We start from the raw sequence: 17,666 nt of genomic DNA on the forward strand, positions 1-17,666 counted from the left end.
CGGCGAGGGGCGGCGGTCCGGGACGCCGCCCCGAGGAGCCGATGAAGTCGCCCTCGTCCCGGCCCTCACCGTCGTGAGGCCCGGGCGGGCCGGAAAACTGTTTGCGCCGCCCCCGTACCCGGATGGCAGGGTTGCGCGGTGATTCATGTGCTGTCGGCCCGTCACCTGGACTGGGACGACGTCGAACCGGTCCGCCATCCCTTCGACCGCGCCTCGGTCGAGCAGGTCGTGCGCTCGCTCGGACCGGCCCGGAACGTGCCCCGCAGGCCCGACGTCCCCTTCGCCGACCCGGTGATGACCGCATGGGACCGGGAGGTGGCCGAGCCGTGGGCCGACGCCATGTCGCAGGCCCTGGTCGAGCGGTACGGCCGCTGGACCGTGGGCTGGCGCTGGTCGCACGACGAAGGGGACTTCGACGGCGGCCCGGTCGGCCACTGGTGCTGCCCCCGCGACTCCGTCACCACCCCGGAGGAGACACTTCCCCGGGTCGTCGCGGCGCTGTGCGAATGGCGTGACTGGCTGGAGAGCCTCGCCGGCCGCTTCGAGGCGTACCCGCTCGACCTCGCCGACGTCGAGGACCAGCGCATCCTGTGGGAGTGCGCCGCCCGCAACCTGATCATCCAGGTCACCGACCGCACCGGCTGCGGCAGCGGCTGGCACGGGCACTGCCACCAGGTCCTCGCCTGGTTCCTCGACCACTGGGGGATCGCACCCGACACCGCACAGGTCCTGGTCGAGCGGGCGGTCGGCGGACGGTTCCGGAGCTGGACCGGCCCCGACCGCCGACTCGTCGACGACATCGCCGAGCGGCTCGCATGGTCGCTACGCCCCGACGACGCGGAGCCGGACGGCGGACCGCTGCCTGACCATCTGCGGCGCTGGCTGACGGTGCGCGAGTCGGTGCCGTGGCCCGAGGCCGGGGACACCGAAGAGGCGGGTGCCGTGGAGCCGGCCCGCGACGGTGCGGCGGAGGACATCCGCCTCTTCGACGGCGCGCTGGACCCGGCCCGCGCCGAGGGACTGCTCACCGCCCTGCACCTGCTGCGGGCCGACGCGGCACGCGGCGCCCGCCCGGACTTCGACCTGCTCCGCGGCTGGCAGCGGCACGTACTCGGCACACCGGGGCCCCCGGAGTTCCGCACGCTGCCCGCCTTCGCCAAGGAGGGCCGTGAGCGCTACGGCATCGACGCGGACACCCGCGAACGCTTCGACGCCTGCCTCGCCGAGAGCGCCATGGAGGGACCCCTGCCCTTGGCGGCCCGCGCCGCCCGTGCCTACCTCGACGTCTGCTTCTTCCACCCCTTCGACGACGGCAACGCCCGCTCCGCCTTCCTCACGCTCGTCTTCGTCCTCGCCCGCGAGGGCGTCGCACTCGACGACGTCAAGGTGCTCCGCCGCCTCGCCTTCCAGGCCGAAGCCCCGCAGGACGCGGTGACGCTGGCCAGGTTCATCGACATGGCCGTCACCGGGACGCGGAACCGGGCCCTCTCCTCGTCCCGCTGAGCGCGACGGGGAACCGGCGGCTCCTACGCGCACGGCGCGCCGACCTGCGGAACGGCGCCGTATCCGCCCGGTTCGGGGGTAGCACCCTCCAGGAGGCACCCTTGCAGGGAGCGCGACGGACGCCTGCCGACGTACCCGCGCGGACGAGGAAGCGGGTAGGCCGTCCTGAACCGCGGGAAGGCCCGCGCGGCGAGGAGAACCGAGAAGGCGAGGAGTCGGATGCGGCGGTTGCCCGTGGCCCACGGACCTGCGGACGGCGACGCCGCGCGCGTCGCCGGGCTGTACACGCGCCGCTTCGGGCCGTGGCCGACGACGGAACCCGTCGTGGTGCTGCTGCACGGCCTCGGGCTCTCCGGACGCTACTTCTACCCGCTGGCCCGGGAGCTGGCCGCGGCGGGGCGCCGGGTGCTGGTGCCCGATCTGCCGGGCAACGCCCGCTCCCGTTCCGCGTCGCGGCGTGCCCCGGACACGGCGGCGACCGTACGGGCGCTGCGGCGCTGGCACGCGGCCGCCGGGATCGGGCCCTGCGTCGTGGTGGCCAACTCGGTGGGCTGCCAAGTGGCGGTGGCGCTCGCCGCCACGCACGGCTCCCCGGTGGAACGCCTGGTCCTGGTGGGGCCCGCCCTGGACACGGCGCACCCCTCACCGTGGCGGCAGTTCCTGCGTCTGGTGGCCGACGCGCCCAGGGAACCGCTCGCCCTGCTCGTGCTCGTCGCGGCGGACTATCTGGTCACCGGGGTCTCGCGGTTCGTCGCCGGATTCCGACAGGCCCGGCGCGAGGCGCTGGGGCCGTTCACGGCCCGGCTGCGCGCGGTACGGGTGCCCGTCCTCGTCGTGCGCGGGGCGGGCGACCGCGTGGCTCCCATCCCGTGGGCCGAGCGGGTGACCGCCGCACTGCCCGACAGCCGTCTCGTCGTCGTCCCCGCCGCGGCCCACGCGGTGCACTTCAGCCGTCCCGCCGTCCTGGCCCGTCTCATCCACGGTTTCCGTCGCTGACCGGGCCGGAGTCCGGCGACGACGGGCGCATCCCCGTCCCTCGCGCCGGTGAAGCCGTCACACCGACCACCGGCGCCCGTACGGCCGGACGCCGCTCCCGGTCCTCCAGGCCCCAGGGCTCCCGGCACGCATACTCGGCCCCCGTGTGGGCACTCCGAGTTGCACAAGCCACCGCCCAGTGCACTCGGCGGAGTTCGGATCTGCGGAGCGGGCCGCTCGGCGTCGCCCCTCACCTCAAGGAGTGGCCGTGACCGTGCGTATCGGAGTGGAAGAGGAATTCCACGTGGTCGAGGTGGAGACCGGCCTCCTGGTGCCGCGGGCAGGCTCCCTGCTCGAACGGCTTCCCAAGGGGACGTTCACCACCGAGTTGAAGCAGTCCGTCGTGGAGACGAACAGCGGGGTGCACGCCTCGCTGGACGACCTGCACACCGATCTGCTCGGCAGCCGGCGGCGACTGGACACGGCCGCCTCCGCGCAGGGACTCGCCGTGGTGGGAGCTGGGACGGTGCCGTTGGCGCGCCGTATGTCGGCCGTCCCGGCCACTCCCGGTGTCCGCTACCGGCACATGGAGGACGAGTACCGCGCCGTCGCCGACGAGCAGCTGATCTGCGGGGCGCAGGTGCACGTGGACGTGCCCGACCGCGACACGGCGGTGCGGATCATGTGCGAGGTGTCGCCGTGGCTGCCGCCGTTGCTGGCGCTGTCCGCCAGTTCCCCGTTCTGGCAGGGCGCCGACACCGGCTACGCGAGCTGGCGCACGCTGCTGTGGCAGCGGTGGCCCACCGCCGGTCCCGTCGGGTGTTTCGCGAACGCCGCCGAGTACGACGCCGCCGTGAGCGAGCTCATCGGCACGGGCGTCATCAGCGACGCGGGCATGATCTATTACGACGTACGGCCCTCCGCCCACCAGCGGACCCTCGAACTGCGCGTCTGCGACGCCTGCCCTCGGCCCGAGACGGTGGTGCTGATCGCCGGCCTCTTCCGCGCCCTGGTCACGCATGCCCGCGAACGTCTGGAGACGGCCGGTGCGCCCGCTTGCAGCGGACGGCACGAGTGGCTCCGCGCCGCGACCTGGCGGGCGGCCCGGTCGGGCCTGGAGGACGGCCTGATCGACCCCGGCACCCGCCGTGAGGCGCCCGCGGCGCAGGTGATCCGCGCCCTCCTCCAGCGCGTACGGCCCCAGCTGGAGGCCCACGGCGACTGGGAGACCGTCGCGGCGCTCACCGAGGAGGCCCTCGCCGAAGGCAGTGCCGCCCACCGCATGCGCCTGGTCGCCGACCAGGAGGACCTGCTGGCGTGCGTGGACCTGGCGATCGCCGAGACCCGTGGCGACCGCAGGCCGCCCCGGCCGGCGGTCGGTGAACCGGCGCGTGTCACCCCGTCCCCTCGGCTGGACCCCGACGGCCCGTACGGCCCCGACTCGGCCCGCGTCCCGGGCGCCTGACGAGACCTGGGGGGACTGGGTGAGCGGACCGGCGCACCTCGGGTGAGGCGCGTGCCCGGTGCCGGGCGGACCACCCTCACTGCCCCTCACCGGCCGTGCGATAGGTTCCCCGCCATGGCTGAACTCGGGCCCGTCAGCTGGCCGCCTGCCCCCATACGCACCGAACGGCTCGTCCTGCGCGAGTCCGAGGCGCGGGACCGTACGGCCTACATCGAGCTGTTCGCCTCGCCGGAGGTGGGCACCTACCTCGGCGGGCATCGACACCGCGACGAGCTGGAGCGCGCGGTGCCGGCGGTGCCCGGGCGGCGCCCCGGCGTCTTCGTGATCGAGCTCGACGGAACCATGATCGGAACGGTCTCGCTGGACCGGCGCGACGCGGAACGTCCAGGTCACGTCCGTCCCGACGCGGGCGAGGCCGAGCTGGGCTACATGCTCCTGCCCGGGGCGTGGGGGCGCGGCTACGCCGCCGAGGCGTGCACGGCGGCCCTCGACTGGTTCGCCGCCACGGTCCCCGGCGAGCCGGTACTGCTCTGCACCCAGACCGCCAACACCCCCTCGATGCGCCTCGCGACCGGACTGGGGTTCACGGAAGTGACCCGCTTCGAGGAGTTCGGAGCCGAACAGTGGCTCGGCGTGCGGTCCTTCGGCACGGGGTCCGGTTGATCCAGTAGGTGTAGGACCGGACCGCTCACCTCAGTCGCGGGCGACCACCCGTAGCGTCTTGACCGACGGGTCCGCGGCGTCCGGGACGAGGACGCCGTGTTCCACGCCGCTGCGCAGGTAGTCGAGGACCTCGTCGGTGATCACCTCGCCGGGTGCCACCGCCGGGACGCCCGGGGGATAGGGGCTGATCGTCTCGGCCGAGATCCGGCCCGCCGCCCGCTCCGCCGGCACGTGCTCGGCCGGGGCGAAGAACGCGTCGCGAGGGAGCATCGCCTGCTCCAGTTCCAGCGCCGAGGCCGCCGGCAGCCGCACGGGCGGTCGGCGTTCGATGGAGTCGGCGTTCTCGACGAGGGCGTGCAGCGCGTCCCTGAGGATCTTCTCGGTCTCGTCGTCGTCGGCGTGGGTGATCGACGCGCTGATGCGGCACGTGTCCGAGCCGCCGACGTCCACGTGGCGATGAGGCCGCAGCCACTCGGCCGCCTGCATGCCGCGATGCCCAGCTCCCGTACGTCGATCACGATCTTGAGCGGGTCGAAGGCGGCGGTGAGCCCCTCGTCGACGATCTCCCGGCCCATGGGGCGCAGTCCGTCCAGGCTCTCCGCCACGGCCCGGACGCGGTACGCCCGCTGGATCGCGGCGTCCAGGAGTTCGTGTCCGTGCTCGACCATCTGGCGCCGTCAGCCGTCGAGCGTGGCGAACACCAGCGTCGAGGCGCTCGTCGTCCCCAGCAGGTCCTCGCGCTGCTTGAGGACCTCGGGAGAGATCCGGTCGTACTGGAGATGGAAGACGGAGCTCTGCTCGATGGCGCCGCCCATCTTGTGCACGCTGGTCACCACGAGGTCGGCCTCGGCGTCCATGCCGAAGGCCGGCAGGTCGGGGTGGAAGGGCAGGTGGGCGCCCCACGCCTCGTCGACGATGAGCGGTACGTCGTGCTCGTGGCAGACCCGCGCCACGCCCCGGATGTCCGCGCAGCTGCCCCAGTCGGTGGGCGTGATCAGGAGCATGCCCTTGGCGTCGGGGTGCTCCTGGAGCTTGCGGCGTACGTCGTCGGGCTCCGGCGGGTGCGCCATGTGGCGCTCGGTGTCGAACTCGGGGTGCACCCAGATCGGCTGTACGCCGTTCACGATGACGGCCGCGATCACCGACTTGTGCGCGTTGCGGGACAGGAGCAGCTTCTCGCCGGGCCCGGCCACCGACAGCATGGCGGTCTTCACGGACAGGGAGCTGCCGCAGGTGGAGAAGAACGCCTGGTCGGCGCCGACGGCGTCCGCCATCAGCTCCTGGGCCCGGCTGAGCACGCCCTGCGACTGGCGCCGGTCGTCGAGCCCGTTGAGGGACAGGACGTCGGACCTGAAGACGTCGAGCCCGACGATCTCGGCCACCCTCGGGTCCACTCCGCGGCCCTGCTTGTGTCCGGGCGGCCCGTAGGCCACGTCTCCCCGGCGGCGGAAGTCTTCCAGTGCTTCCAGGACGGGCGCGCGCGAGTGGTCCATCTCTTCTCCCTCGTCGACGCCGGTCGTGCCCCCGGTCTCCGCCCGGCGTCCTCGCACCGCCGGCCGACGGCCTGTTGGGCACCCCTCACGAAATGCACCCGCGCCGTGATCGAAACCTCGCGGGTGTCGGGCACCCGCACGGTGGAACCCGCTTCCTGACAGGCGTACGACCGCATCCAGGCGTCCTGAGGAGTCCGCATGGCACGCTCGCTCGACGGCGTACACCAGCAGATCCGCAAGGAGGTGAAGGGGCGGGCCGAGACGCTGTGGGACGTGGCGCTGCGCCTGCACGCCGACCCGGAGTTCGCCTTCGACGAGCACCGGGCCGCCGCGCTGCTGACGGACGTGCTCGAACGCGAGGGCTTCGCGGTGGAGCGCGGGGTGGCGGACATGCCGACGGCGTTCACCGCGCGCTCGGGCCGGGGCCGCCCCACCGTCGCGCTGCTGCTGGAGTACGACGCGCTGCCGGGCCTCGGGCACGCCTGCGGCCACAACCTCATCGCCGCCGCCGGACTGGGGGCCGCCCTGGCCGCGGGTGCCGTGCTCGACGCCGGCGACGGGTCCGTGCTCGCCGTCGGCACGCCCGCCGAGGAGGGCGGCGGCGGCAAGGCCGTCGAGGTGGAGGCGGGTGTCTTCGACGACGTCGACGCGGCTCTGATGTTCCACCCGGGGGTGCACAGCTGGACGCGGGCACCGCTGACGGCCCAGGTGCAGTACCGGGTGGGGTTCCACGGGCGAGCGGCCCATCCCACGGGCAACCCCACGGAGGGCATCGACGCCCTCGCGGCACTCGTGGAGCTGTTCAACGTGCTGCACGCGCTGGGCCGTCGTCTGCCCGAGGCCTCCCACATCCAGGGCATCGTCACGCACGGCGGCACCGCCACGAACATCGTCCCGGAGTACGCCGAGGGGCGCTTCGGCCTGCGCGCCGCCACCACCGACGCCCTGGCGGACCTGGTCGCCCGGCTGACCACGTGCGCCGAGGGCGTCGCCCTGGCCACCGGCACCCGGGCCGAGGTGGAGCGCGTCACCGTCCGCTACGACCACTTCCGCGACAGCGGCACGCTCTCGGAGCGCTTCGCCGAACATCTGGACCGAGCCGGGATCACGCTCGGCGCGCCGACGCCCGGCGTCTACCTGGGGTCGTCGGACATCGGCAACGTCAGCACGCGCGTGCCCGCCATCCACCCGTTCGTCGCGATCATGGGTGAGGACGCCTCCGACCACACCCCGGAGTTCGCCGAGGCCGCAGCCTCCGAGCGGGCACGCGAGGTGCTGCTCGCGGCGACGGAGGCGCTGGCGTGCACGGCGGCGGACGTCCTGCTCAGCGCGGAGTTGCGCGAGCGGGCCTGGTCGGGGCATCGCGCGCCGGACGCGGGGTAGTGCTGACGCCCCGGAGGCCCCGCGCCCCACACGGCAGCGCGCGCCGCCCGCCCGGGTCCACCGGCCCGGGCGGGGCTCAGACGGCCGCCTGCTCCTCCCCGGGCCTGCGCACCACGGTGAGCAGGTCGTCGCGGCCGGCCACGGCCTCCAGGGACAGCGTGTGGTAGCCGGCCTGGTCGAACAGGACGGTGATGCGGTCCCCGTCCTCGCTGAGGACCGTCCCGTCCCCCCAGTGGCCGTGCCGCACTTCGGCGCCGACGGGGTAGTCGGCGACCGCCGGGTGGGCGGACCGCCCGGCGCCCCCGAGCTCGTCGTCGCCGTCCCGCTCCGCGCACACGTCGCAGTTGTCGCACGGTGTCTCGTACGCCTCGCCGAAGTAGCCGAGCAGGAAGTGGCGCCGGCAGCCGGTCGTCTCGGCGTACGAACGGGCCATGTCGACCCGGGACTTGTCGGTCCTGCGGTGGGCGTCGGCCGTGAGTGCGGCCTGTTCCGCCGCGTCGTCCGGGGGAGTGGCGGGCACCGGAAGCACCTCGCCCTCCGCGCCGGTGGTCACGGCGCCGGCCTCCTCCAGCAGGTTCACGGCGGCGGTGACGCGGTTGCGCGAGAGTCCCGTCGCCCGGCGCAGTTCGTCCACGTCGGCGGGGTCCGACCGGCGTTCGTGGACGGCGTCGGCCACCTCGGCGAGGACGTCACGGCTGGGGGAGCGGGCGGCGAAGTACGTCTGCATGCCGGTGTCCTCGGGCCGGTAGTGCAGCACGGCCAGCGCGGGTTCGCCGTCCCTGCCGCCGCGGCCGATCTCCTGGTAGTAGGCGTCGAGCGAGCCCGGCAGCGAGGCGTGCAGCACGAACCGTACGTCCTCCTTGTCGATGCCCATGCCGAACGCGGAGGTCGCGACCACCACGTCGGTCTCGCCGGAGAGGAACGCGTCGTGGATACGGGAGCGTTCGGTGGCACGCAGCCCGGCGTGGTAGGCCTCGGCGGCCAGCCCGAGGGCGGCCAGCTCGCCCGCGAAGAACTCGGTGTCCTTGCGGGTCGCCGCGTAGACGATGCCCGGCTTCGGCTCGGCCGCGGCCCGCTCGACGACCGCCCGGCGCCGGTCGTCCTCGTCCAGGAAGCGGCGCACCTCCAGCCGTATGTTCGGGCGGTCGAAACCGGCCACCATCAGGCGCGGTCGGTCCATGCCGAGCTGTTCGACGATCTCCCTGCGCACCGGGGGCGCCGCCGTCGCGGTCAGCGCGAGCAGCGGCGGCCGGCCCACCCGCCGTGCCGCCTGCTCCAGGCGCAGGTAGTCGGGCCGGAAGTCGTGGCCCCACGAGGACACGCACTGCGCCTCGTCCACCACGAACAGGGCGGGACGCAGCGCCGCCAGCCGTTCGATCACGTCGTCGCGGGCCAGTTGCTCGGGAGACAGGTACAGCAGGCGGGCCTCACCGCGGGCCACGGACTCCCAGGCAGCCTCCGTGGCGGCCGCCCCCAGGTCGGAGTTCACGGCGACGGCACCGGGTGAGCCGTCACCGTCCGGCAGTCCGGCGATCTGGTCCCGCTGGAGGGCGAGCAGCGGCGAGACGACCACGACCGGCCCGTCGAGCAGCGCCGCCGGCACCTGGTAGACGGCGGACTTGCCCGCGCCGGTCGGCATGACGACGAAGGTGTCGTGGCCGTCGAGGACCCACTCCATGGCGGTGAGCTGCTCGGGCAGCAGGGTGTCCCAGCCGAACACCTCCGAGGCGGTCTTCCGCAGCCGTGCCGCCTGCCCGCCGCCCGTGGTCGCTGCCTGTCGGCCCATGCCCGCTCCTTCACGCGTTCACCATCGCTTGCCGCCGCTCGGGGTGTCCCTTGCGGCGGGAGCCTGCGGGTACCCCCGGGAGGCGTCCCCAGGCCCGCCGCGTCGGCCGGGACGCGTCAGCACCCGCCGCGGCGGGCCCCGGTGGGCGGCCGTGCTCCCTCCCGGAGCCGGCACTGCCGCAAGCGGCTTTGCATGACCATGCGTGAGGGTGCATACTCTTCCTATGTCTAAGGTCCTCACCTCCCTTCCCGCCGGCGAGCGCGTCGGAATCGCCTTCTCGGGCGGCCTCGACACCTCCGTCGCGGTCGCGTGGATGCGCGACAAGGGCGCCGTCCCGTGCACCTACACCGCCGACATCGGTCAGTACGACGAGCCCGACATCGCCTCGGTGCCCGGCCGCGCGCAGACCTACGGCGCCGAGATCGCACGCCTGGTCGACTGCCGTGCGGCGCTGGTCGAGGAGGGCCTGGCCGCTCTCACCTGCGGGGCGTTCCACATCCGCTCCGGCGGGCGCGCCTACTTCAACACGACGCCGCTCGGCCGCGCCGTCACCGGCACCCTGCTGGTCCGGGCGATGCTCGAGGACGACGTGCAGATCTGGGGCGACGGCTCGACCTTCAAGGGCAACGACATCGAGCGGTTCTACCGCTACGGCCTCCTCGCCAACCCGCACCTGCGGATCTACAAGCCCTGGCTGGACGCGGACTTCGTGACCGAGCTCGGCGGCCGCAAGGAGATGTCGGAGTGGCTGGTCGCCCACGACCTGCCCTACCGCGACAGCGCGGAGAAGGCGTACTCCACCGACGCCAACATCTGGGGCGCCACGCACGAGGCCAAGACCCTGGAGCACCTGGACACGGGCGTGGAGACCGTCGAGCCGATCATGGGCGTGCGGTTCTGGGACCCCTCCGTCGAGATCGCCGCCGAGGACGTGACGATCGGCTTCGACCAGGGCCGCCCGGTCACCGTCAACGGCAAGGAGTTCGCCTCCCCCGTCGACCTGGTGATGGAGGCCAACGCCATCGGCGGTCGCCACGGGCTCGGCATGTCCGACCAGATCGAGAACCGCATCATCGAGGCCAAGAGCCGCGGCATCTACGAGGCCCCCGGCATGGCCCTGCTGCACGCCGCCTACGAGCGCCTCGTCAACGCGATCCACAACGAGGACACCCTCGCCCAGTACCACAACGAGGGCCGGCGACTGGGCCGCCTGATGTACGAGGGCCGCTGGCTGGACCCGCAGGCGCTGATGATCCGGGAGTCCCTCCAGCGCTGGGTCGGCTCGGCCGTCACCGGCGAGGTCACCCTGCGGCTGCGCCGCGGCGAGGACTACTCCATCCTCGACACCACGGGCCCCGCGTTCAGCTACCACCCGGACAAGCTGTCGATGGAGCGCACCGAGGACTCCGCGTTCGGCCCGGTGGACCGGATCGGCCAGCTCACCATGCGCAACCTCGACATCGCCGACTCCCGCGCCAAGCTGGAGCAGTACGCCGGGCTCGGCCTGATCGGCACCGCCAACCCGGCCATCGGCGCCGCGCAGGCCGCCGCGACCGGACTGATCGGTGCCATGCCCGAGGGCGGCGCCGAGGCCATCGCCTCCCGGGGCGAGGTCTCCGCCGACGACGAGCTGCTGGACCGCGCCGCGATGGAGTCGGGCACGGACTGACCGGGGGCGCCGCGAGACGTACGCGGTACGGGGCTGTGCCCCGCGCAGGACGGCGGTCGTAACGGCCGGCCCGGTGCCTCGGCGCCGGGCCGGCCCCGGTGAGCGCGCTCGCGCGGCAGCGGATCGCCTGGACCGCGTCGACTGAAAAGGGCGCGGCGGGGCACTGGGGTGGGAGACTGTCACCGCCGGTGCGCGTCGAGGCCGCACCATCGCGACCGGCCTCGCCGGCCACTCGTCCCCCTCGGCGAGGCGGATCCGGAGCGGTCGGACGACGGGAGACCCAACACGTGAGCGCACATCCGCCGGACGACGCCCCGAACGGGCGGACCCCGCCCGCGCCCGGTCCCGACCGCCACGACGGCACCATCGGCCTGGCCGGGGTGCTCGCCGCCGCGGAGTCGGCGGCACCGGTGGAATCGCTCGACGTCGTCGCCCGCATGCTCAGACAGCGCCTCGACGCGAGGACGGTGTCCTTTCTCATCACGGACTTCACCGGCGCGTCGGTGGTGCGCCTCGGTGCCGCCGGAACCGTCGAGACCGACGAGCCCGCCCGGCGCATCGCCCTCCCCGGCACGCTGTACGACGAGGTGATCCGGACCCAGCAGAGCGCCACGGAGCTCTTCGACGACGGGCGCACGGTGCGGGTCATCGCCCCCGTCACCAACCGCGGGGACGCCATAGGTCTCCTGGAACTCTTCCTGGACTCGGAACCCGACACGGCGGCGATGCGGGAGATCGGCGAGACGGCACACGCCCTGGCCTACATCGTCATCGCGAACCGGTCCTTCACCGACGTGTACCAGTGGGGCCGGCGCACCAGCCCGCTGAGCCTGGCAGCGGAGATCCAGCACCGGCTGCTGCCCTCCTCCCTCGCCTGCGAGGCCGCACAGTTCACCGTCGCCGGAGCGCTCGAACCCGCCGACCACGTCGGGGGCGACACCTTCGACTACGTCATCGACCGGGACACCGTGCAGCTGTCCGTCACCGACGCCATGGGGCACGACGTCGACGCCGCGCTGCTCGCCACGCTGGCCGTGGGCGCGCTGCGGCGGGCCAGAAGAGCCGGGGGCGACCTCGTCGAACAGGCCGGGCAGGCCCACCAGGCCATGCTGGAGCACGGCCGCCAGAGCTACGTCACCGGTCAGCTGCTGCGGATCAGTCTGCTGGACGGCACCAACGAGTTCATCAACGCCGGTCACCCGTGGCCCCTGCGGCTGCGCCACGGGAAGGTGGAGCAGCTGCGGGTCGACATCGACATGCCGTTCGGTTTCCGGTTCCCGCACCGCTACCACGTGCAGCGGCTGGACCTCCAGCCCGGCGACCGGCTCGTGATGGTCACCGACGGCATGCTGGAGCGCAGCGCGAGCGGCGTGGACCTGAGCGACCTGATCGAGCGAACCAGCGACCTGCATCCACGCGAGGCTGCCCGCACGATGATCGCGCGGGTCGTGGCCTCCAACGACGGCCATCTCCAGGACGACGCGACGATCATGTGCCTGGACTGGCACGGCGTCGGGCAGTCCCGCAGGCACGCCGACACCGGGGCCGACCTCTCCGACGCCTCTCCCTCCCCGACGCCGCCGTTCTGACGGGCCCCACGCCGAGGGCTCAAAGGGGCGCGCGGACCAAGGACTTGCCGTCCAGCGCCGCTAGGGCCTGTCGTTTGGATCAGGCCGGGGTCGCGGGGTCTGGCACGCACATCTGCGGCGTTGTCGTCGGTCGCCGACTCCCCCACTCTCGGCTCCGCTCGAGCGGGGAGACCCCCATTTGCTTCGACTCCCTCCTCCGCCTTGCAGCTGCACGCACCAGACCCCGCTCGGGCCGACCGGGACGAACCCTCTGTCACGGCCGACCTGATCCAAACGACAGACCCTAGTCCCCGGACCTGGGTACCTGCCGCACCGCGTGATGGACCGACCAGGCGTCCGCCACCGGGCCCACGTGCCCGAGCTTGTCGGGGTTGATCACCGAACGGATCGCCTGGACGCGGCCGTCGAGCACGTCGAGCACCAGCGTGTGCAGGACCTTGCCGTCGCGGTCGCGGAAGATCGCGCCGGGCTGGCGGTTGACCTCGTGCGGCTCGAACGTGATGTCGACCCGTGCCATGCGCGGGAAGACGGAGGCGAGCAGGCGTGCCACGTTCCCGGCGCCGCTGACGGCCCTGGCCAGCTGCGGCGCCTTGCCGCCGCCGTCCCCGACCATCGTCACGTCGGCGGCGAGCAGTTCGCGCAGCGCGGCGACGTCGCCCTCGCGCAGTGCCTCGAAGAACCGCGAGGCGAGCTCCGCCCGCTCCTCGCGGTCGGCCTCGAAGCGCGGCCGCCCGTCGGCCATGTGCCGCCGGGCGCGCACCGCGAGCTGGCGGCACGCGGCCTCCGAGCGTCCCACCGCCGACGCGACCTCGGGAAACCCGAAGTCGAAAACCTCCCGCAGTACGAACACGGCCCGCTCCAGCGGGCTGAGCCGCTCCAGCAGCAACAGGGCCGCCATGGACACCGAGTCGGCCAGCTCGGCCGAGCGGGCCGGATCGTCGTAGGGGTCGCTGAGGAGAGGCTCGGGGAACCAGGGGCCGACGTACTCCTCCCGTCGGACGCGGGCCGAGCGCAGGACGTCGACCGAGAGGCGGGTCACCGTGGCCGAGAGGAACGCCTTGGTCGACCTCGGCTCCGTCGTGGACGCCTCGAAGCGCAGCCAGGTGTCCTGGACCGCGTCCTCGGCCTCGCTCACGCTGCCCAGGATGCGGTAGGCGATCGAGAACAACAGCGGCCGCAGCTCCTGGAACTCCTCGGCTTTGCTCATGCCCTTCCCTCCTCGTACGTCGGGCGCCGAGCGGGACGCCGTAGCGGCCGACCGGACTTCCGTGCGGCCCGCGTGGGGGAACGCCACCCCGTGCGCGCGGCCATCCCCCGCGTCGGACACCCCGACGACCGTCCTCGCCCCGTCCGTCGGCGGTCATCCGGCGAAGGGCTCCGGGCCGAGACGGCCCCAGGCCAGGTAGACCGCGAGAGCGAGGTACACCAGATTCAACGCCACCAGCGCCGACTCTCCCCGGCGGCCGTGCGTGAACATCGCGCCGATCATCAGCAGCACCCAGCACAGGGCCGTCACCGGCACCAGGACCGGCGCGATGTCGAGCGCGGCGGGAAGGATCAGGCCCGCCGCGGCCAGGAGTTCGAGGAGGCCGAGCGTCCTGACGGCGGGGGCACCCGCGTCCTCGGTCCAGCCTCCGCCGTGCACGGAGGCCAGCCTCTCGATGGGCACGAACGTCTTGCTGACACCGCCGGCCAGGGCCACCAGGGCCAGCAGTCCCGCCGTGATCCACAGCGCGAGGTCCATCGTCCGCTCCTTGATCGGGGATTGCCTGCACCCCGTAGGACGAGACAGCACCGGCCGCTGTGACATCCTCCGGCGAGCCCGTCTCCGACGGCGTCTTCGGCCGCCTCGCCCGCCGGATCACGAATCACCGCCGGCGGCGGGGGTACCGGCGTCCTGCACCGTTCACCACGTAGGGGAGTCACCGTGACGAAGGCAAACGAGGACGAGCAGGTCAACCGGTTCTGCAAGGCGTGCGGTACGCCCGCCGAGGACGGGAGGCTCTGCCGGCACTGTGGCGCCGTACTGGAACTGCCCGACGAGGCGGGCCTGGTCGAGGATCAAGGCGCCGCGATACGGCGGGACTTCGAGGGGCGTGGGGACCACACCGGCTGAGCGTGCGGCCGGTGCGCCCGGGGCCTCGGGATCCCGCGCCGTCACGTGCGCTTCGGCACGAGGGGAGCACCTGTCCGCGGCTTTTCCACGATGCGTCGCCCTCGGTCCGATGGGCGGCGCATTTGTGGGTACACGGGCCGCATGGCATCGAGGAACGATCACTCCATTCCCCTGCGGGCGGTGCGTCAGCTGCGCCGGATCCGCATGTTCTACGCGGCGGGTGCCCTTCTGTGGGCGGCCTCGGCGACCTGGCTGGGACGGGAGGCTCCCGGAAGCCGGCAGATGTGGGTGTCCGTGCTGTTCCTGGTGGTGTTCACCGGCCTGCTGTCCGTCACGTCCCTGTGGCTGTGGCGCAGGCGGCCCGTCGGCGCGGGCGGCGGAGCCCGCCACGCGGGCGCGCGGGGAATGGCCGCGGGGCGCCACGCGAGCGCTTGAGCGAGTCCGACGGCCGGTCGCCGCGTGCGGGAGCACGGCGACTGCCGGCCGTCGGTGAATGGCCCCGACGTTTCCACCTCCGGGAACACGGACGGCTGTCACACTCAGCCGCCGGGAGCTCGGGCCGACCAGTGCGAGCCGGGCGGACGGGTTCCGGAGGGCAGCCGGAATCCGTGAAGCTCAGCCGGTGCGCTGCAGTGCGGGCGCGGTCCATTCACCTGTGAGGGCGGACGCACGGGGCCAGTACAGACGCAGGAAGACGTTGAAGGCGCCCGCCGGGGCCGGGAGCCAGTTCGTCTCCCGGTCGGTCCCGGGGTTCTCGTGCTGGACGTAGATGTCCAGGGAGCCGTCGGGGTTGGTCCGCATGCCGCTGCGGTCGCCGATCGCGTAACGGTTCAGCGAGTTGTCGGCGAACAGCTGACGCTCGTTCATCATCGTCAGGGACCAGAAGCCGTCCACGGGCGGCGTCCGGCCCGCTTCGAAGTGCAGCACATACGAGTGGGCGCCGTCGAGCGGGCGGCCCTCGGAGTCGGTGGTGGCGTGCGGGTACAAGGCGTCGGCGTCGAGATTGGCTCCGTATCCGAAGCGGGTGATGACCGCGCGCTTCGCGTAGTCCGTTCCGTAGTCACCCAGACCCCGATGCACGGTCCAGCCACCGGAGTCGGCGGACTCCGCACGGGTGAGGTGAGCACGCAGAACGTCCGGACCGCGTTGCGCAGCCGCGTCCAGAGCGGCCAGGACGTCGGGGGACTGGCCGTCGAGGCTCGCGCCGGGAGAGATGCCGAGGCCGGCGAGGCTGTGCAGGAGCGGGGCGTCGGCGGCGTCCGGAGGGTTGTCCACCATCAGCCGGTTGAGGAGGGCGAAATACTCACGGCCGCTGAGAGCGTGGACCCTCTCGACGGGCGGCGTGGTGGTGTCGGCGTCGGCGGGCACCGGGACGTCGGTGGGTGGGGAGTAGTCGTCCGGGTCGCCCGTCCACTGCGACAGCGGAATCAGCCGTGTGCCGTCCTGGAGCTGGTTGACGTCGGGAAAGTCGGACGGGCCGCTGGTCGCGTACCGGGCGATGATCCAGTTCACGCTCGTGGGCGACTTCAGGAGCGTCAGGCCGGGCGGGACGTCCCCCGACCAGGACGGACCGGCGATCAAGCAGGGGCCGGCGGAGGGACCGTTCTTACGCCGGCCGACGACGGCGAAGACGTTGGATCAGGCGTCCAGGATCGGCACCATCCAGAACCGCTCGCCGAAGGCGGGGAGGGTCAGCACCAGTGGCTGGTCGGACAGGTCGAGCCAGGCACTGGAGTACAGGGTGTCGGCGTTCGGTGACACCACTTCGGTGAAGGAGGCGTCCGGCGTGCTGCGCATGTAGCAGAACTGGTTGAGCGGTGCCTTCCGCCGCGCGTCGTCCCTCGACGGGACAGCGGTCATGGCATCTCGTGTCATCGCGGCCGTGACCAGCGGGTATCCGTAAAGCCAGGCTTCCGCTGCCAGCTTCTCCATCGACGCATCGCTCATCGGCTTCTCCAGGTCGCTACGGCGGATCCCGCCCCGGGCCCGACGCTACGAGCGCCGTCCGCCGCCCGCCCTGTGGGTCCGCCGGTCGAGTGGCGCATGCGGAACCAGGGTGTCGGGCTGACGGGCCGAAGCTCGTCGAGCTCACCCGAGGCGGGCGCCTCGACCTTCCGACGTGCGCGTGAGGTCCTCCGGTGCTGGACTGGAGAAACGGTGCATCGCGCGCGGCCGGGGACGTGACCGGGACACCGCCGCAGGCAGAAGGCCGTCCATGAGGAGCCGGTATGACCGTCGACGAACTTCCCCAGCTCGGCCCCGTCGATTACCTGATCCTGGAGTTCCCGGGTAATCGCATGACCGGCGAAGGGCTGCCTCTGCTGCTCGAACTCGTGGAGCGGCGCATCATCCGCATCCTCGACCTCTCCTTCGTCCGAAAGGACGCGGACGGTTCGGTCAGAGGGCTCGAACTCACCGACATGGACGGTGACGGCGAGCTCGACCTGGCCGTCTTCGAGGGTGCCTCCTCGGGCCTGCTCGGGGAGGACGACCTTCAGCAGGCCGCCGCGGTCCTCGAACCCGGCAACTCAGCGGGTGTCATCGTGTACGAGAACGTGTGGGCCGCCCCCCTGGCGGCAGCCCTGCGCCGCAGCGGAGCACGGATGGTGGCCAACGGAAGGATCCCGGCAGAGGACCTCTTGGCGAGCCTGGAGGCGGTCGAGCGCGGGGCCGACGCATAGCGGCCGACGGCCGCCTGAGGACAAGGAATTCGGCATGCCTGGTCTACTTCGCGGTGTCGCCCGCACCGCGGTCATCTCCGGTACCGCCACCGCCGTCTCCAACCGGGTGTCACGTCGCCAGGCCGGACGATGGGCGCAACAGGACTGGGAGCGCACCTCCGCGGCCGCACCCCAGGAGCCCTACAGCGCTCCGCCTGCCGCACCCGAGGCCCCGGCCGGCGACTCCATGGACACCAAGATCTCGCAGCTCAAGGAACTCGCTCAGCTGAAGGAACAAGGTGTGCTGTCCGAGGCGGAGTTCGAGGCCCAGAAGAGCCGCATCCTGGCCGCGTGACCCGCCGGA

At 72.8% G+C, this 17,666-nt stretch carries 15 protein-coding genes and 2 pseudogenes; 11 read left to right on the top strand and 6 right to left on the bottom strand.

Annotation, left to right across the window (positions count from 1 at the left end; translation table 11 throughout):
• Nucleotides 1-138: 138 nt before the first annotated feature.
• The 4 genes from ACFYQQ_RS25510 to ACFYQQ_RS25525 all read left to right on the top strand — a co-directional run bounded on the left by ACFYQQ_RS25510 (nucleotide 139) and on the right by ACFYQQ_RS25525 (nucleotide 4,606).
• Nucleotides 139-1,503 carry a Fic family protein gene (locus ACFYQQ_RS25510; RefSeq protein ID WP_355794201.1) on the top strand — a complete coding sequence of 455 codons (1,365 nt, stop codon included), beginning with the start codon at nucleotides 139-141 and terminating at the stop codon, nucleotides 1,501-1,503.
• Between the two features lie 219 nt (nucleotides 1,504-1,722).
• Entirely contained in the window at nucleotides 1,723-2,499 is a 777-nt protein-coding gene (locus ACFYQQ_RS25515; RefSeq protein WP_388905207.1) for an alpha/beta fold hydrolase, read from the top strand.
• 247 nt (nucleotides 2,500-2,746) lie between these two features.
• Nucleotides 2,747-3,943 (top strand): glutamate--cysteine ligase, encoded by a 1,197-nt coding sequence (locus ACFYQQ_RS25520; RefSeq protein ID WP_388905209.1) that lies wholly within the window; start codon nucleotides 2,747-2,749, stop codon nucleotides 3,941-3,943.
• Between the two features lie 114 nt (nucleotides 3,944-4,057).
• Nucleotides 4,058-4,606: a GNAT family N-acetyltransferase gene (locus ACFYQQ_RS25525; RefSeq protein ID WP_355792486.1), complete on the top strand. Its 549-nt coding sequence runs from the start codon at nucleotides 4,058-4,060 to the stop codon at nucleotides 4,604-4,606.
• A 30-nt stretch (nucleotides 4,607-4,636) separates the two neighbouring features.
• On the opposite strand, the pseudogene ACFYQQ_RS25530 reads toward ACFYQQ_RS25525, so the two are convergent.
• Nucleotides 4,637-6,099, bottom strand: a pseudogene (locus tag ACFYQQ_RS25530) (aminotransferase class I/II-fold pyridoxal phosphate-dependent enzyme).
• Nucleotides 6,100-6,297: 198 nt separating this feature from the next.
• Here ACFYQQ_RS25530 and ACFYQQ_RS25535 point away from each other — a divergent pair.
• Nucleotides 6,298-7,482, top strand: a complete 1,185-nt coding sequence (locus tag ACFYQQ_RS25535; RefSeq protein WP_355792489.1) for an amidohydrolase — start codon at nucleotides 6,298-6,300, stop codon at nucleotides 7,480-7,482.
• Nucleotides 7,483-7,558: 76 nt separating this feature from the next.
• On the opposite strand, the gene ACFYQQ_RS25540 is transcribed toward ACFYQQ_RS25535, so the two are convergent.
• Nucleotides 7,559-9,268: a RecQ family ATP-dependent DNA helicase gene (locus ACFYQQ_RS25540; protein ID WP_356244642.1), complete on the bottom strand. Its 1,710-nt coding sequence runs from the start codon at nucleotides 9,266-9,268 to the stop codon at nucleotides 7,559-7,561.
• Between the two features lie 223 nt (nucleotides 9,269-9,491).
• On the opposite strand from ACFYQQ_RS25540, the gene argG reads away from it, so the two are divergent.
• Nucleotides 9,492-10,937: an argininosuccinate synthase gene (gene argG / locus ACFYQQ_RS25545; protein WP_356167848.1), complete on the top strand. Its 1,446-nt coding sequence runs from the start codon at nucleotides 9,492-9,494 to the stop codon at nucleotides 10,935-10,937.
• A gap of 365 nt (nucleotides 10,938-11,302) precedes the next feature.
• Nucleotides 11,303-12,526, top strand: coding sequence for a PP2C family protein-serine/threonine phosphatase (locus tag ACFYQQ_RS25550; protein ID WP_356167904.1), 1,224 nt, complete (start codon nucleotides 11,303-11,305; stop codon nucleotides 12,524-12,526).
• A gap of 283 nt (nucleotides 12,527-12,809) precedes the next feature.
• Here ACFYQQ_RS25550 and ACFYQQ_RS25555 read toward each other — a convergent pair whose 3' ends face one another.
• Together ACFYQQ_RS25555 and ACFYQQ_RS25560 are read right to left on the bottom strand one after the other, a co-directional pair.
• Nucleotides 12,810-13,733, bottom strand: a complete 924-nt coding sequence (locus ACFYQQ_RS25555) for an RNA polymerase sigma-70 factor (RefSeq protein ID WP_356167845.1) — start codon at nucleotides 13,731-13,733, stop codon at nucleotides 12,810-12,812.
• Nucleotides 13,734-13,886: 153 nt separating this feature from the next.
• Nucleotides 13,887-14,270 carry a DoxX family protein gene (locus ACFYQQ_RS25560; RefSeq protein ID WP_355790294.1) on the bottom strand — a complete coding sequence of 128 codons (384 nt, stop codon included), beginning with the start codon at nucleotides 14,268-14,270 and terminating at the stop codon, nucleotides 13,887-13,889.
• A 183-nt stretch (nucleotides 14,271-14,453) separates the two neighbouring features.
• On the opposite strand from ACFYQQ_RS25560, the gene ACFYQQ_RS25565 reads away from it, so the two are divergent.
• Both ACFYQQ_RS25565 and ACFYQQ_RS25570 read left to right on the top strand, forming a co-directional pair.
• A complete protein-coding gene (locus ACFYQQ_RS25565) occupies nucleotides 14,454-14,642 on the top strand; it encodes a hypothetical protein (protein ID WP_355790291.1) in 189 nt (62 codons plus the stop codon).
• Between the two features lie 141 nt (nucleotides 14,643-14,783).
• Entirely contained in the window at nucleotides 14,784-15,077 is a 294-nt protein-coding gene (locus ACFYQQ_RS25570; RefSeq protein ID WP_355790289.1) for a hypothetical protein, read from the top strand.
• A 180-nt stretch (nucleotides 15,078-15,257) separates the two neighbouring features.
• Here ACFYQQ_RS25570 and ACFYQQ_RS25575 read toward each other — a convergent pair whose 3' ends face one another.
• The gene (locus ACFYQQ_RS25575) at nucleotides 15,258-15,920 is read right to left on the bottom strand and encodes a DUF1214 domain-containing protein (protein ID WP_355790297.1); all 663 of its coding nucleotides are present in this window, start codon (nucleotides 15,918-15,920) and stop codon (nucleotides 15,258-15,260) included.
• A gap of 156 nt (nucleotides 15,921-16,076) precedes the next feature.
• Nucleotides 16,077-16,589, bottom strand: a pseudogene (locus ACFYQQ_RS25580) (DUF1254 domain-containing protein); the annotation flags it as partial.
• Between the two features lie 281 nt (nucleotides 16,590-16,870).
• Here ACFYQQ_RS25580 and ACFYQQ_RS25585 point away from each other — a divergent pair.
• Entirely contained in the window at nucleotides 16,871-17,323 is a 453-nt protein-coding gene (locus tag ACFYQQ_RS25585; RefSeq protein WP_355790286.1) for a DUF6325 family protein, read from the top strand.
• 34 nt (nucleotides 17,324-17,357) lie between these two features.
• A complete protein-coding gene (locus ACFYQQ_RS25590; protein WP_355790283.1) occupies nucleotides 17,358-17,657 on the top strand; it encodes an SHOCT domain-containing protein in 300 nt (99 codons plus the stop codon).
• Nucleotides 17,658-17,666: the final 9 nt, after the last annotated feature.

This window comes from Streptomyces sp. NPDC005496 (assembly GCF_042872045.1).
Classification (GTDB): domain Bacteria; phylum Actinomycetota; class Actinomycetes; order Streptomycetales; family Streptomycetaceae; genus Streptomyces.

What these genes read in the sequence shown, in the direction of transcription:
- ACFYQQ_RS25525 (WP_355792486.1), top strand. Translation starts at nt 4,058, where the DNA reads ATGGCTGAACTCGGGCCCGTCAGCTGGCCGCCTGCCCCCATACGCACC.
- ACFYQQ_RS25540 (WP_356244642.1), bottom strand. Translation starts at nt 9,268, where the DNA reads ATGGGCCGACAGGCAGCGACCACGGGCGGCGGGCAGGCGGCACGGCTG.
- ACFYQQ_RS25515 (WP_388905207.1), top strand. Translation starts at nt 1,723, where the DNA reads ATGCGGCGGTTGCCCGTGGCCCACGGACCTGCGGACGGCGACGCCGCG.
- ACFYQQ_RS25590 (WP_355790283.1), top strand. Translation starts at nt 17,358, where the DNA reads ATGCCTGGTCTACTTCGCGGTGTCGCCCGCACCGCGGTCATCTCCGGT.
- ACFYQQ_RS25575 (WP_355790297.1), bottom strand. Translation starts at nt 15,920, where the DNA reads ATGGTGGACAACCCTCCGGACGCCGCCGACGCCCCGCTCCTGCACAGC.
- ACFYQQ_RS25570 (WP_355790289.1), top strand. Translation starts at nt 14,784, where the DNA reads ATGGCATCGAGGAACGATCACTCCATTCCCCTGCGGGCGGTGCGTCAG.
- ACFYQQ_RS25560 (WP_355790294.1), bottom strand. Translation starts at nt 14,270, where the DNA reads ATGGACCTCGCGCTGTGGATCACGGCGGGACTGCTGGCCCTGGTGGCC.
- ACFYQQ_RS25555 (WP_356167845.1), bottom strand. Translation starts at nt 13,733, where the DNA reads ATGAGCAAAGCCGAGGAGTTCCAGGAGCTGCGGCCGCTGTTGTTCTCG.
- ACFYQQ_RS25535 (WP_355792489.1), top strand. Translation starts at nt 6,298, where the DNA reads ATGGCACGCTCGCTCGACGGCGTACACCAGCAGATCCGCAAGGAGGTG.
- ACFYQQ_RS25585 (WP_355790286.1), top strand. Translation starts at nt 16,871, where the DNA reads ATGACCGTCGACGAACTTCCCCAGCTCGGCCCCGTCGATTACCTGATC.
- argG (WP_356167848.1), top strand. Translation starts at nt 9,492, where the DNA reads ATGTCTAAGGTCCTCACCTCCCTTCCCGCCGGCGAGCGCGTCGGAATC.